Below are 13,338 nucleotides of genomic sequence, written 5' to 3'. Positions count from 1 at the left end.
GGGGCGATGACCTGGCTGAACTCCCATCCCCTCTCCTTCCTGGTCTTCGCGCCGGCGATCCTGGGTCTTCTGATCCTGGCGCTGCCCCACGCGCTGGGCCGGCTTTCCCGCATGCTCGGTTTCATGGGCGCCCTGGCCTTCTTCGCCCTCAGCCTCGCCTGGCTGCTGGGCCACGGCGGCGGTGGCGTGCTTTCGGAGCGCGCGCCCTGGTTCACGCTGGTGGGCCTGCCCGTGGACTACGCGCTGGCGGTGGACGGCCTGAACCTCTGGCTCGTCATCCTCACGACCTTCCTCGTGCCCCTCACCATGCTGGGCACCTGGAACAGCATCAAGGATCGCATCGGCACCTTCGCCGCCATGTTCCTCCTGCTGGAGACGGGCATGCTGGGCGCGTTGATGGCGCAGGATCTCTTCTTCTTCTACCTGTTCTGGGAAGCGATGCTGATCCCGATGTACTTCATGATCGGAGTCTGGGGCGGCGATGAGCGCCGATACGCGGCCAACAAGTTCTTCCTCTACACCCTGAGCGGTTCGCTGCTCTGGCTGGTGGCGCTGCTCTACCTGGCCAACAAGGCCGGCGGCTTCAACCCGCTGCTCATGGGCCAGGCCGCCTCGCTGCTGCCCTTCGGCGTCCAGTGCTGGCTCTTCATCGCCTTCGCCGTGGCCTTCGCCATCAAGGTGCCGCTCTTCCCGCTGCACACCTGGCTGCCGGACGCCCACGTGCAGGCGCCCACGGCCGGCTCGGTCATCCTCGCCGGCGTGCTGCTGAAGCTGGGCGGATACGGCTTTCTCCGCTTCGCCATCCCGATGTTCCCCCAGGCTTCGATGCACTACGCCAAGCCCATCGCCATCCTTAGCGTCATCGCCATCGTCTACGGCGCGCTGGTGGCCATGGTGCAGCGCGACATCAAGAAGCTGGTGGCCTACTCCTCCGTCAGCCACATGGGCTTCGTGATGCTGGGCCTCGCCTCCTTCACGGTGATCGGCACCCAGGGCGCCATGCTCCAGATGCTCAACCACGGCATCAGCACCGGCGCGCTCTTCCTCCTCGTGGGCATGATCTACGACCGGGCCCACACGCGCATGATCGCCGACTTCGGCGGCGTGGCAGTGAAGATGCCCGTGTTCACGGCCTTCTTCTTCATCGTGACGCTGAGCTCCATCGGCCTGCCGCTCACCAACGGGTTCGTCGGCGAGTTCTGGATCCTGAACGGCACTTTCCTCTCCGGCTTCGGCTGGGGCCGCCTCTACGCCTGCCTGGCGACCTCGGGCGTGCTGCTGGGCGCGGTCTACATGCTGTGGATGTTCAAGCGGGTCTTCTGGGGCCCCGAGAACAAGGACGAAGACAGCGGCACCCACCACCTCCACAGCGACCTCAACCTCCGCGAAGTCGCCGTCCTGCTGCCCATCGTCGTGCTCATCATCTGGATGGGCGTCCATCCCAAGACCTTCGTGGCCGTCAGCGAGGCGCCCGTCACGGCCCTGCTGAAGGATGCCAACGCCCCCGCGCCGCGCACCTTCGTGCTGAAGCCCGCCGTGCATGAGGCCGCACCCTCGCATGAAGCCGGGGCCCCGCATGAAGGCGCCCCCGAAGCGTCCATCGAACCCGCCGCCCACGAGGTGCACCGATGAACCTCAGCCCTAGCCAATGGGCGGCCCTGCTGCCGCTGATCATCCCCTCCGTGGGCGCCTGCCTGATCGCGATCATGGCCCTCGACAAGGATCAGGCCACCGCCAAGTGGATCCGCGGCGCGATGTACGGCACGGCCCTGCTGGCCGTGGCCGCCAGCTTCTGGCTGCTGACCGAACTCTGGAAATCCGGCTCCCAGCCCAGCTTCGGGCAGCTTCATCTGGACCGGCTGGCCCAGTTCACCGGCATCTTCGTGCTGGTGGCCGCGGCCCTCACGATCATGCAGAGCTGGGACCACTTCCATCAGGAAGGCTGGGTGAAGGGCGAGACCCTGTGCCTGCTGCTGTTCGCGACGGTGGGCATGATGCTCTTCGCCTCGACCTCGAATTTCGTGCTGCTCTTCCTGGCCCTCGAACTCTTCAGCATCCCGCTCTACGCCCTGGTCGGCACGGTGCGCGCGCGCTCCGAAAGCTCCGAAGGCGGCATGAAGTACTTCCTGACCGGCGCCGTGGCCTCCAGCTGCTTCCTCATGGGTGGTGTGCTGATCTACGGCCTGAGCGGCACCCTGGACCTCAGCATGGCCGCGCCCATCCTCAAGACCCAGGGCCTGGCCCTGGATCCCCTGGTGCTCGTGGGCGCCGCCCTGATGCTGCTGGGCTTCCTCTTCAAGGTATCGGCCGTGCCCTTCCACCAGTGGACGCCGGACGCCTATGAGGCTTCTCCGCACCCCATCGCGGGCTTCATGTCCGTGGCCACCAAGGGGGTCGCCTTCATCGCCCTGATGCGCATCTTCCCCGTCAGCTTCGCGCCCCTGGGCGCCGTGGGCGCCAAGATGCAGTCCGTCGTCGCCGTGCTGGCGGTGGCCACCCTGGTGGTGGGCAACCTCACGGCCCTGGTGCAGACCAACGTCAAGCGCATGCTGGCCTACTCCAGCATCAGTCACGCGGGCTACCTCATGCTGGGCTTCGTGGCGGGCACTCCGGCCGCCTTCAACGGCGTGCTGTTCTACCTCGTCATCTACATGGCCATGAACATGGGCGCCTTCGGCCTGCTGACGGCCTTCGGCCTCGTGGGCGAAAAGACCACCTTCGACGACCTGCGCGGCCTGGGCTGGAAACGCCCGGCCATGGGCGTGGCGGCGGCGATCTTCATGCTCAGCCTCGCGGGCATCCCCCCCATGGGCGGCTTCTACGGCAAGTACATGATCTTCCGCGAACTGGTCGGCACGGGCCACGTGGGCATGGCGATCCTGGGCGTGCTGGCGAGCCTCGTGTCCGCCTACTACTACCTGCGTCTCCTGGTGGCCCTCTTCCTCCAGGCCCCCAGTGCCGAGGCCGAGCGCCTGGCCTCGGACCGTCCCGCCGTCCACGCCCCCTTCGCGGGCGCCACGGTGCTGGTCTGCGCGGCCATCGTGATGGCGGGGGGCTTCATTCAGACCTTCCTGTCGGACGGTTTCACCCGGCGCGCCCTGGTGGAAGGCCTCGGCCTGATCCGCTGAGTGCGAAAATTTGGGTTCAACCGGGAACCCCATCTGGTGGTCCATACATCGTTATGCGAAGGTTGTAGCTGGGCTTGACCTGGCCCTTTGACACGTGGAGCTTGGCACCATGAAGCGGAACACCTGGATCGGTCTCGGCATCGGCATCGTGGTGGTGGGTGGCGGCGCCGCTTACGTTCTGACCCGGCCCAAGGACGAAGTGAAGTGGCGCATGGCCAAGCTCGACCGGGGCAACGTCACCCAGCGCATCAATGCCACGGGCGCCGTGAGCCCCGTGGTGCAGGTGTCCGTGGGCACCCAGGTTTCGGGCGTCATCCAGGCCCTGTACGTGGACTACAACAGCATCGTGAAGAAGGGCCAGCTCATCGCCCAGATCGACCCCGCCGTGTGGGAGTCCCAGCTCCAGGACGCTCAGGCCAGCCTGTTGCGGGCCCAGGCCTCGTACGACTTCGCCAAGGTGGACTACGAACGTGCCCAGCGGCTTTCCGCGGCCAAGCTGCTGGCAGACCAGGATCTGGACACCAAGGCGACGACCCTCAAGAACGCCCAGGGCAGTCTGGAATCCGCCAAGGCCGCCCTGGACCGGGCCAAGACCAACCTCGGCTACTGCAACATCACGGCCCCGGTGGACGGCGTGGTGATCTCCCGCCTGGCCGACGTGGGCCAGACCGTGGCCGCCAGCTTCAGCACGCCGAGCCTCTACGTGATCGCCCAGGACCTCTCCAAGATGAAGGTCCAGATCAACATCGGCGAGTCGGACATCGACGAGGTGCAGGTGGGCCAGCGGGCCCTGTTCACGGTGGACAGCCTGCCGGACAAGCAGTTCCGCGCGGCGGTCAGCCTGGTCCGCCAGGAGCCCGTCACGACGCAGAACGTCGTGAACTACGTGGTGGAGATGATCGTGCCCAACGAACCGCTCCCCGGTTCGGAAGAGGGTGACAGGGCCAAGGCCGCGCCCGACGCCACATCAGGAGCGGGGAAGGGCGGGACCCACGCCGACCGGCCGGCCGCCTCTCACGAGGGTGCGCCCGACCCCGAAAAGGCCTGGGAACGGATGAAGGACCGCCTGCCGGCGGGCATGACCAAGCAGGAGTTCATGAAGCGCTTCAAGGAGCGCATGGCCTCCCGCGACATGAAGTCGGCCCCGGTGCTGTCGGCCACGACAACTTCGTCGAAGGATCCCCAGGTGCTGGCTCACATTCCGGGCGGCGCCAGCGAGCTGCCCGGGCCCAAATTCATGGGCAACCTGGCGCTGCGCTCGGGCATGACGGCGAATGTCACCATCGTTACCAACCAGGTGAAGGACGTGCTGCGCGTGCCCAACGCCGCGCTCCGCTTCAATCCTGCGGCCTTCATCAAGGACGAGAAGAAGACCGATGGTCCGCGCCTGGGCCAGCCCATGATGATGGGCGGTCCGCGTCCCAGTGGCGGCGCCCAGACCGGTACCGGCAGCAAGGGCGGCATGGTGGCCAAGCGCGAGGATCGCATCTGGGTGCTGGAGAACGGCAAGCCCAAGGCCATCGTCGTGAAGGCCGGCATCTCCGATGGCCAGTTCACGGAAGTCACGGGCGAAGGCCTCAACGAGGGCATGCAGGTCCTCGTGGGCGTCGAAAGCGCCAAGCAGGCCAACGGGTCCGCGTCGCCGCTGGGCGGAGCCCCGGGCGGACGGCGCTAGCCGGGGGCGGTCATGGGCGTCCTGGAGTTCCTCAAGCTGGCCATGCTCTCGGTATCGCCTGAGGCGATACGCGAGGCCCCGTTGCAATTTCTTGGGCCTGGTAGGGGGTAGGGCATGTCTCCGATGGAGTTCCTGAAGCTGGCCCTGTTTGCCATCACCCGCAACAAGATGCGGGCCTTCCTCACCATGCTCGGCATCATCGTCGGCGTCGGCGCGGTCATCGCCATGATCGGCATCGGCGAGGGCTCCAAACGGGCCTCCATCGCCCTGATCCAGAACATGGGTTCCAACATGCTGACCATCTTCCCGGGCAGCGGCGGCAACCGCTTCGGCCCCATGGCCATGGGCAGCGCCGACATCCTGCTCGAAAGCGATGTGCCGCTGATCCAGCAGGAGCTGGCCCAGAGCAGCGTGGTGGCCGCCGCGGCGCAGGTCTCGACCACCCGTCCGGTCGTCTTCCAGAACAGCAACTACGTGACCCAGATCCAGGGCACGAGTCCCGAATTCCTCCAGATCCGCGGCTGGGACATGGAGAGCGGCCGCTTCTTCACCGACGCGGAAGTGCGCGGCATGGCCAAGGTCTGCGTGCTGGGCCAGACCGTGAAGGACAACCTGTTCCCCAACGGCGATGATCCCGTGGGCCAGACGGTCCGCATCGGTGCCCTGCCGTTCCAGGTGGTGGGCGTGCTGGAAAAGAAGGGCGCCGGCATGTTCGGCGACCAGGACGACCTCATCGTGGCGCCCTACACGTCCGTCATGCGCAAGATCATGGGCCGCGACAAGATCCAGCGCATCATGGTGAGCGCCCAGGAAGGCAAGGCCGAGCTGGCCGAAGCCGAAGTGACGGCCCTCCTGCGCCAGCGCATGAAGGTGGCCCCCAAGGATGACAACCCCTTCATGATCCGCAAGCAGGACGACATCGTACAGATGCAGACGCAGCAGGCGGGCATCCTCACGGCGCTGCTCGCCGTGGCGGCCAGCATCTCCCTGGTGGTGGGCGGCATCGGCATTTCGAACATCATGCTGGTGAGTGTCACCGAGCGCACCCGCGAGATTGGCGTCCGCCGCGCCCTGGGCGCCACCCAGCGGAACATCCTCTGGCAGTTCCTCGTGGAGGCCGTCGTGCTGGCCTTCTTCGGCGGCCTCATCGGCGTCGGCTTCGCCATGACGGCCATCGGCATCCTCCAGAAATTCCAGGTGCCCGCCGTCACTGAAACCTGGGCCGTGGTGCTGGGCCTCGGTTTCAGCGGCGTGGTGGGCGTGGTCGCAGGCTTCCTGCCGGCCCTGAAGGCGGCGAATCTGGATGTCATTGATGCGCTGAGGTACGAGTGATGTTCAATGGGTGAGCCCGAAGCCTCACACGATCCCTACGCCGTTCTTCGCGATCCCAACTACCGCTGGTTCATCGGCTCCATGGGCCTCATCACCCTCGGCCTGCAGATGCAGGGCGTGGTGGTGGGTTGGCAGGTCTATGAGCGCACGGGAGACCCCCTGGCCCTGGGCCTGGTGGGCCTCTCGGAGGCGCTGCCCTTCCTGGCCCTGGCGCTCTTCGGCGGCCACGTGGCGGACCGGCTGAACCGCCTGCGCCTGTGCATGACCTCGGTCCTGAGCCTGGCCTTCTGTTCGGCCCTGCTGCTGCTCTTCACGTGGCAGGTCACAACTGGCCCCTGGGCCCGCTCCGCCACGCCCATCTACGGCGTGATCTTCCTGACGGGGATCGTCCGAGCCTTCTACCGGCCCGCCAACGTGGCCCTGGGCACGGACCTGCTGCCCAAGGCGCTCTATGTCAACGGGTCCACCTGGCGCACCTCCGTCTTCCACACGGGCATGGTGCTGGGCCCCGCCCTGGGCGGGCTCGTCTACGCATGGAAGGGGCCCGTCGCGGCCCATGCGGTGGTGATGAGCCTGCTGCTCACGGGTTTTGCCGGGCAGATCCCCATCCGCTACGTGCCAAAGGCCCTGCGGCCCCGCGAGGGCTCGATCTTCCAAAGCCTGGGAGAAGGGCTCCGCTTCGTCTTTTCGCAGAAGCTGCTGCTGAGCGCCATCAGCCTCGACCTCTTCGCCGTGCTCTTCGGCGGCGCCGTGGCCGTGCTACCCGTCTTCGCCAAGGAGGTGTTGCAGACGGGTCCCCAGGGTCTCGGCATCCTGCGCGCGGCACCGGCCGTGGGCTCGGTGCTCATGGGCCTCGCCATGGCCCACCGGCCCCCCATGCGCCGCGCGGGACGCACCCTGCTGATCTGCGTGGGGACCTTCGGCGTCTGCATGATCGCCTTCGCCCTGAGCCGAACTTTCTTGTTGAGCCTGCTCCTGCTGGCCGCCAGCGGCGCCGTGGACAACGTGAGTGTCGTGCTGCGCGCCACCCTGCTGCAGACCCTCACGCCCGAGCACATGCTGGGCCGCGTGTCCTCCGTGAACCAGGTCTTCATCGGATCGAGCAACGAGATCGGCGCCTTCGAAAGCGGCCTGGCCGCGCGCCTCATGGGCCTGGTGCCCTCCGTCGTCTTCGGCGGTTGCATGACCCTGCTCGTGGTGGCCTTCACCTCCTGGCGCGTGCCCGAGCTGCGGAAGATGGATCGCATCGGGTAGAGGCAAAAAAAAACGGCCCCGAAGGGCCGCTCCGGTTGGATCTTCGGAGGCCTACAGCGCGGCCAGGGCGGCGTTGTAGTCGGGCTCCTGGGCGATCTCGGGGACGAGCTCGGTGTGGATGACCTTGCCGGCCTCGTCGACGACGACGACGGCGCGGGCCAGCAGGCCCTTCAGGGGGCCGTCGACGAGGGTGACGCCGTAGCCCTGGCCGAAGTCCGCGTTGCGGAAGGCGGAGGCAGGCACGACGTTGTCCAGGCCCTCGGCGCCGCAGAAGCGCTTCTGGGCGAAGGGCAGGTCGGCGCTGATGCAGAGCACCGTCGTGTTGGGCTTCTCATTGGCGCGGGCGTTGAACTTGCGCACACTCGCGGCGCAGGTGGGCGTGTCCAGGCTGGGGAAGATGTTCAGCACCACGCGTTGACCAGCGAGATCCTTGCCGCTCACTTCGGAGAGGTCCGTGCGCACCAGCGTGTAGGCCGGGGCCGCCGCGCCGACCTTCGGCAGGTCGCCGGAGGTGTGGATGGGATTGCCTTTGAGGGTGATCTGGGCCATGGGATCTCCTGATGATGAAAGGCCAGTCTAACGCTCCCGAGCCCGCCCAGGAATGTTCGAGGTCCAGGCTAGGTTAGGCTGGGATCTTCCACCCCGGAGGCTCCGTGCAGGCCCTGCTGCAAAAGATCACCGCGAGGGACCAGCGGCTCGCCGCCTTCCGGCACTACGAGCTGCTGGTCCACATCTACGTCGTGGTACTGATCATCAGCAACCTCGTGGGTCCCAAGCCGACCCAGATCGGCCCCTTCATCTTCAGCGGTGCCCAGCTGCTCTTTCCCATTACGTACATCTTCGGCGACATCTTCACCGAGGTGTACGGCTACGGCGGCTCCCGCCGGGCCATCTGGATCGCCTTCCTGGCCAACGTGCTCATGGGCTTCTTCGCCCTCTTCATGGTGTGGCTGCCGCCCGCGCCCGGCTGGCCCAAGGAGAACCAGCGGGCCTTCGAGATCGTCTTCGGCATGGCCACCCGGGGCATCCTGGCGAGCCTGGCGGCCTTCTGGATTGGCGAGTTCGTCAACAGCTACGTCATGGCGCGCATGAAGCTCTGGACCGGCGGCCGCTGGCTCTGGACGCGCACCGTGGGCAGCACGGTGGCGGGCCAAGCCGTCGACAGCCTGGTGGTCACCTTCGGCCTCTTCGCCTTCACCCTGCCGGTGAAAACCATCCTCGTGATGGCCGGCAGCGGCTACCTCTTCAAGGTGCTCTACGAGGCCGCGGCGACGCCCGTGACCTACGCCATCGTCGCCTTCCTCAAGCGCACCGAGGGCGTGGACGTCTACGACGAGGGCACGAACTTCAGCCCCTTCGTGAAGGATGCCTGAGGGCCCAGTTGGTGGGTGAAGCGGGTGGTGGCGATCCAGAGTTTGATCAAGCCCGGATTTCCGCCAGCAGGGCCCGTCGGGGCCAGGCCGCCAGAACCGGGGCCAGGAAACAGGTGATGAGCAGGAGGCTGAACTCCATGCCATTTTCTCCCGGGCCCACCACGAACCAGTCCGGCGCATGCACAGTCCAGATGCCCATGGCCAGGATGGCCGCGTGAGCCAGGCTGGCGGGGATCGGCAGCCGCCGGGCCACCAGCAGCAGAGAACTGAGAGTCTGGGTGATGAGGATGACCCACACCGTGGCCAGGCCCCAAGGCAGGCCGAGGCTCTCCAGGAACCGGCCGAAGGCGGGGAGCCCGGCCAGGTCGAAAAAGCCGTGAACGGGATGGGCCGCCACCACCAGGGCCGCGGTGATGCGGATGACTTCTAGGCCGTGGGCCGCGGAGGCCGCCGAAGGCGTGGCCTTCCGGTGGACCCAGGCCAGCGTGCCCAGGCAGGCCAGGAGCAACACGCTGTATTCCGCGCCGGGATGGCCGGGTGAGGAGGCGCCTCCCACCACGTACCAGCGTGGCGCATGCACCCACAGGATGCCCAAGGCCAGCACCAGCGCATGGGCGAGCGCGGCAGGCAGCACCCAGCGCCGCATCAGCAGGGCCAGGGAGGCGAAGGTCTGGGTGAGGAAGGTGAGCCAGGCCAGGAGGTGCCCCATGGGCACGTGGTGGCTGGCCAGCAGGGTGGCCAGAGCGGCCCGATCAGCGGGCCGCAGGAGCCCGTGCAGGCCGTGAAGGAGGAGCAGCAGGGCCACGGCCCACCGCACCGAATCCAGCGAGATCCAGGGCCGGAGAAGGGGGCGGGGACGCCAGGCAAGGGCGGGCAGGATCGGCATGGGACCTCGGGGGAGTCTTCAGCCTGCCCGGCAGGGGTGGGGTTTTCCAGACCGTTGGCCCCGCGTTTCACACGGCTCGTCACAGCCGGCCCCGCGGCGAGGGCCCGGAGGCTCACTTGGGCGGGAACTTGGCCAGGATGTCACGCACGGCCTTGGGCACCACCTCGTCGGCGTCCTCGGGGTTGTTCAGGCCCGTGAGGGCTCCGGCGGCGGCGCCCTGCCAGATCATCTGGTTCGATTTGAAGTCCACGATTTCGATGACGATGGTGCCTTCCTTGTAGTGTCGCACCTCGCTGCTGGACACGCCCATGCGCCCGTACATGGGCCGGTAGCCCCAGCCCCAACCCCAGCCCATGTGGGTGGTGGTGCGCACCTTCCGATCATGCACGATGGGGTAGTAGGTCACGAGGAAATCGGGATCGGCCTTCGTCTCCATGACGAAGCCCTTGGCCTGCAGTTCCTTTTCCACCGCGGCCCGCACGCGCTTGTCCATGAGGTTGGTGGTGCCGCCGGTGCCCTTCTTCGAGGTGTAGTAGTCGAAGGTCTTGTAGCGGCCGTACGAGGCGGTGACGTCGTAGTCATAGGTGACGTTGTAGCTGCTGCAGGCCCCCAGGAAGACCAGGGAAAGCAGGGCTGCGGACAGGGTAGCGGCGCGCATGGAACCTCCAGAGCACCAGTATGGACGCCCCGGGTGCTGAATCGGTTTAGTCCGGGCACCCCGAACCCGCGGGGCTGGGGTGGGGTTCCGGTTCCAGGATCAGGGGCGGGGGCTCGGCGGCGATGAGGCCTTCGAATTCCAGGCGGAACTGCTGAAGGCTCAGGCCGACGGTGGCCGCGAATTTCGCCAGTTCATGGGGATCCTCGAAGTCGTCCCTGCGCAGGCGGATCATGTAGCGGCGCGCGATGGCGTAGCGCGTGGAGTGGATGTCCACGAGACGCAGCCTCGCTTTGCCGGTGGCTGAGTCCAGCATCTGCGCAAAGGGCACCGGCACGAAATGGCCGCCCTGCATGGAGACCATGAGGGCGTTGCCGCCCGAGAGCAGGACCTTGGCCGCGCAGTAGCCCAGGTCCCGCGTGTATTCCATGTCGAAGGGGATGGGGTCCGCGCAGCGCAGCTCGTATCCGATGTTCTTTGCCACGATGGTGGACTTGATGCCGAAACCCTGCAGGCGCTTCTGCACCTGGGCCTTCAGGAGCTCGCCCAGGTTCACCTCGGCGAGACGCAGATTCCCGTGGGCGTCGCGCTCGATCTCCTCCAGTTGGGCCAGGTCCTCGGGGGCCAGGGAGAACACCAGGCCCTCGGCCAGGACCGCCACGCCGTCCCGCCGGCCGTAGGACAGCCGCTTGATGTAGGCGCCCACCAGGGTGTCCACCAGGGTCTTGAGGGAGACCTTCTCGCCCGTGAACTCCTCGGGGATCAGGGTCAGGGTGGCTCCGGCGGCCTTCCCGATGCCCAGGGCGAGGTGTCCCGCCTTCCGGCCCATGGCGATGACGAAGTACCAGCGCGACGTGGTCTTGGCATCCACCATCAGGTTCTTCACGATGTCCACGCCGAGGTGGCGGGCCGTTTGGAAACCGAAGGTATCCACCGGGGGCGGCAGGTCCAGGTCGTTGTCGATGGTCTTGGGCACGTGCACCACCCGGATGCGCCCGCCGGCCTTCTCCTCCACCCGCATGGCCGAGTAGGCCGTGTCGTCGCCGCCGATGGTGACGAGCATGGAGACGTTCAGGCGGAGGAGGGAGATCACCACGTTTTCGAGATGCTGGGGATCCCGCGTGGGGTTGGCCCGGGAGATGCCGATGTAGGAGCCGCCCCGGAAGTGGATGCGGCTCACCTCGTCGATCTCGAGGACCTGCACGTGGCCGATGTCGCCCTGCATGATCCACTCGAAGCCGTCGCGGATGCCCAGGACTTCGACACCCTCGAGGTTGGCGCGGATGGTGGCGGCACTGATGACGCTGTTGATCCCGGGTGCCGGCCCCCCGCCGACGAGGATGGCAAGTCTCTTGGGGTGGCTCATGACCAGCCTCCATGGACGGTCTGAGGGTAGCACCGGGGGCCAGGGCGAATGGTCTAGGGTGGTCTGAGAAATCAGTGGCTGCCCATCTTTCGGGCCAGATGGTCTGTTCCGGGCTGTGCTTTGCGTTTCGTTTCTTTGATTTTCAGAGCATTCAGGCCGATCCTGGTGGGGATGGTTCTCGATCCCACCCTCGACCCTGGCGCGTCCAGCCCCCTCTATCTGCAGCTGCAGAGGCGGCTTCGCGGCCTGATCCAGCAGGGCGAGTGGCGGCCGGGCTCGCGCCTTCCCGCCGTACCCGAACTGGCCCAGCGCTGGGGCGTGCACCGCCTCACGGTGCTGAAGGCCATCGCCGGATTGAAGCGCACGGGCTGGATCCAGACCGTGCAGGGCCGGGGCAGCTTCGTGGCGCCGCGGCTTCCAGAAGCGCCAGGTCTGCGGGCCAGCAGCGAGTTCCCCTTCGAGGGCTCGCCCCTCTTGGCCCACGACGGCGAGCTGGGCTCCTGGCTGGGCGAGACCCTGGAACGGGCCCAGGACCGCCACCTCGTGAGCTTTTCCGCCGGCTTCATCCCTTCAGATTTGCTGCCCGGTGAGCAACTGCGACGCCTCACGGCCCAGGTGCTGAAGGATCTGGGATCGGAGGCCTGGGTCTACTCCGCGCCCGCGGGCTACCAGCCCTACCTAGAGGCCGTGGGCCGCTGGCTGGCCTCGGAGGGCGAGCCCATCGATGAGGGCTGGGGCATCCGATCCATTCCGGGCGCCCAGTCGGGCCTGGCCCTGGCCCTGGAATCCTTCACGGTGCCCGGCGACCGCGTGCTCGTGGAAAGCCCATGTTACGTGGGCATCCTGGCGCTCATCCGAGCCCTGGGGCGCGAGGCCGTGCCCGTGCCCGTGGACCGCCAGGGCCTGGATCCCGAGCGGCTGGCCTCGGCCCTGCAGCGCAGCGAAGCCAAGATGCTCTTCACGGTGCCGAGCTTCCACAATCCCACCGGCATGACCCAGTCCAAGGCCCGCCGCGAGCGCGTGCTGGCTCTGACGCGGGCCCACGGCGTGATCCTCGTGACGGATTCGGCCTACGGCGACCTGCGCTTCTCCGGCAATTCCCTGCCGCCCTTCCGGCGCCTCGAGGGCGCGGACCACGTCATCCACCTGGGCAGCTTCTCCAAGTCCCTGGCGGCGGGTCTGCGCATGGGCTACCTCATCGCCAGGGACGACCTGCTGCGGCGCATGGCGCCCATCCAGGAGGTGCAGACCATCGCCCAGCCGCCCCTCATGCAGGCCGTGGTGGCGCGCTTCCTCGACACGGGCGGCTTCCGCCGTCACCTGGCCCGTCTGCGCCGCGCGCTGAAGGAGCGCCGCGACGCCATGGTGGAGGCCCTGGCCGAGCACTTCCCCCCCGGCACCCAGGTATCGGAGCCCAAGGGCGGCATGCACCTCTGGGTGGTGATGCCCGAGGAGTTTTCGGCGCTCGATCTGCACCGCGACGCCCTGCAGCACGGCCTGGGATTCGCGCCGGGCCCCCTCTTCTTCGCCGACGGCCGGGGCACCAACTGCCTCCGCTTGAACTTCTCCACCCACGACCCTGAGACCACCCGGGAAGCCATCGCGCGGCTCGGACATCTGGTCCACCGGGCCTGATCCAGTCATTCTTTTTCAAAGGAGTACCTGTGAG

Annotated in this window: 11 protein-coding genes; 7 read left to right on the top strand and 4 right to left on the bottom strand. The window is 67.2% G+C overall.

Features of this window, described 5'->3' with window-relative positions; all coding sequences use genetic code 11:
• Window positions 1-6 precede the first annotated feature (6 nt).
• From QSJ34_RS17565 to QSJ34_RS17545, 5 genes are all read left to right on the top strand, one after another.
• Complete coding sequence (locus tag QSJ34_RS17565; RefSeq protein WP_285577786.1) at window positions 7-1,632, top strand: complex I subunit 4 family protein; 1,626 nt, start codon at window positions 7-9, stop codon at window positions 1,630-1,632.
• Window positions 1,629-3,128: an NADH-quinone oxidoreductase subunit N gene (locus QSJ34_RS17560; protein WP_285577784.1), complete on the top strand. Its 1,500-nt coding sequence runs from the start codon at window positions 1,629-1,631 to the stop codon at window positions 3,126-3,128. Before QSJ34_RS17565 ends, QSJ34_RS17560 begins: the two co-directional genes overlap by 4 nt.
• A 109-nt stretch (window positions 3,129-3,237) precedes the next feature.
• Complete coding sequence (locus QSJ34_RS17555) at window positions 3,238-4,803, top strand: efflux RND transporter periplasmic adaptor subunit (RefSeq protein WP_285577781.1); 1,566 nt, start codon at window positions 3,238-3,240, stop codon at window positions 4,801-4,803.
• Between the two features lie 114 nt (window positions 4,804-4,917).
• Window positions 4,918-6,135, top strand: a complete 1,218-nt coding sequence (locus QSJ34_RS17550; RefSeq protein ID WP_285577779.1) for an ABC transporter permease — start codon at window positions 4,918-4,920, stop codon at window positions 6,133-6,135.
• Window positions 6,136-6,141: 6 nt separating this feature from the next.
• On the top strand, window positions 6,142-7,389 hold the full coding sequence (locus QSJ34_RS17545; RefSeq protein WP_285577777.1) for an MFS transporter: 1,248 nt from the start codon (window positions 6,142-6,144) through the stop codon (window positions 7,387-7,389).
• A gap of 51 nt (window positions 7,390-7,440) precedes the next feature.
• On the opposite strand, the gene tpx is transcribed toward QSJ34_RS17545, so the two are convergent.
• A complete protein-coding gene (tpx, locus tag QSJ34_RS17540) occupies window positions 7,441-7,938 on the bottom strand; it encodes a thiol peroxidase (protein ID WP_285577775.1) in 498 nt (165 codons plus the stop codon).
• A gap of 104 nt (window positions 7,939-8,042) precedes the next feature.
• Here tpx and QSJ34_RS17535 point away from each other — a divergent pair, with 104 nt between their 5' ends.
• Window positions 8,043-8,762 (top strand): queuosine precursor transporter, encoded by a 720-nt coding sequence (locus QSJ34_RS17535; protein ID WP_285577773.1) that lies wholly within the window; start codon window positions 8,043-8,045, stop codon window positions 8,760-8,762.
• Between the two features lie 46 nt (window positions 8,763-8,808).
• Here QSJ34_RS17535 and QSJ34_RS17530 read toward each other — a convergent pair whose 3' ends face one another.
• The 3 genes from QSJ34_RS17530 to pfp all read right to left on the bottom strand — a co-directional run bounded on the left by QSJ34_RS17530 (window position 8,809) and on the right by pfp (window position 11,669).
• Window positions 8,809-9,648: a DoxX family protein gene (locus tag QSJ34_RS17530; RefSeq protein ID WP_285577771.1), complete on the bottom strand. Its 840-nt coding sequence runs from the start codon at window positions 9,646-9,648 to the stop codon at window positions 8,809-8,811.
• 112 nt (window positions 9,649-9,760) lie between these two features.
• Window positions 9,761-10,306, bottom strand: coding sequence for a DUF4136 domain-containing protein (locus QSJ34_RS17525; RefSeq protein WP_285577769.1), 546 nt, complete (start codon window positions 10,304-10,306; stop codon window positions 9,761-9,763).
• Between the two features lie 46 nt (window positions 10,307-10,352).
• A complete protein-coding gene (gene pfp, locus QSJ34_RS17520) occupies window positions 10,353-11,669 on the bottom strand; it encodes a diphosphate--fructose-6-phosphate 1-phosphotransferase (RefSeq protein WP_285577767.1) in 1,317 nt (438 codons plus the stop codon).
• Window positions 11,670-11,840: 171 nt separating this feature from the next.
• On the opposite strand from pfp, the gene QSJ34_RS17515 reads away from it, so the two are divergent.
• Entirely contained in the window at window positions 11,841-13,304 is a 1,464-nt protein-coding gene (locus QSJ34_RS17515; RefSeq protein WP_285577765.1) for an aminotransferase-like domain-containing protein, read from the top strand.
• The last annotated feature ends 34 nt before the right edge of the window (window positions 13,305-13,338 follow it).

Source organism: Geothrix limicola, from assembly GCF_030268085.1.
GTDB classification, from domain to species: domain Bacteria; phylum Acidobacteriota; class Holophagae; order Holophagales; family Holophagaceae; genus Geothrix; species Geothrix limicola.
This window is presented reverse-complemented; position numbering and strand designations above follow the sequence as displayed.

Coding starts and splice junctions, on each gene's coding strand:
- QSJ34_RS17515 (WP_285577765.1), top strand. CDS start 11,841: ATGGTTCTCGATCCCACCCTCGACCCTGGCGCGTCCAGCCCCCTCTAT.
- QSJ34_RS17565 (WP_285577786.1), top strand. CDS start 7: ATGACCTGGCTGAACTCCCATCCCCTCTCCTTCCTGGTCTTCGCGCCG.
- pfp (WP_285577767.1), bottom strand. CDS start 11,669: ATGAGCCACCCCAAGAGACTTGCCATCCTCGTCGGCGGGGGGCCGGCA.
- QSJ34_RS17525 (WP_285577769.1), bottom strand. CDS start 10,306: ATGCGCGCCGCTACCCTGTCCGCAGCCCTGCTTTCCCTGGTCTTCCTG.
- QSJ34_RS17555 (WP_285577781.1), top strand. CDS start 3,238: ATGAAGCGGAACACCTGGATCGGTCTCGGCATCGGCATCGTGGTGGTG.
- QSJ34_RS17550 (WP_285577779.1), top strand. CDS start 4,918: ATGTCTCCGATGGAGTTCCTGAAGCTGGCCCTGTTTGCCATCACCCGC.
- tpx (WP_285577775.1), bottom strand. CDS start 7,938: ATGGCCCAGATCACCCTCAAAGGCAATCCCATCCACACCTCCGGCGAC.
- QSJ34_RS17545 (WP_285577777.1), top strand. CDS start 6,142: ATGGGTGAGCCCGAAGCCTCACACGATCCCTACGCCGTTCTTCGCGAT.
- QSJ34_RS17560 (WP_285577784.1), top strand. CDS start 1,629: ATGAACCTCAGCCCTAGCCAATGGGCGGCCCTGCTGCCGCTGATCATC.
- QSJ34_RS17530 (WP_285577771.1), bottom strand. CDS start 9,648: ATGCCGATCCTGCCCGCCCTTGCCTGGCGTCCCCGCCCCCTTCTCCGG.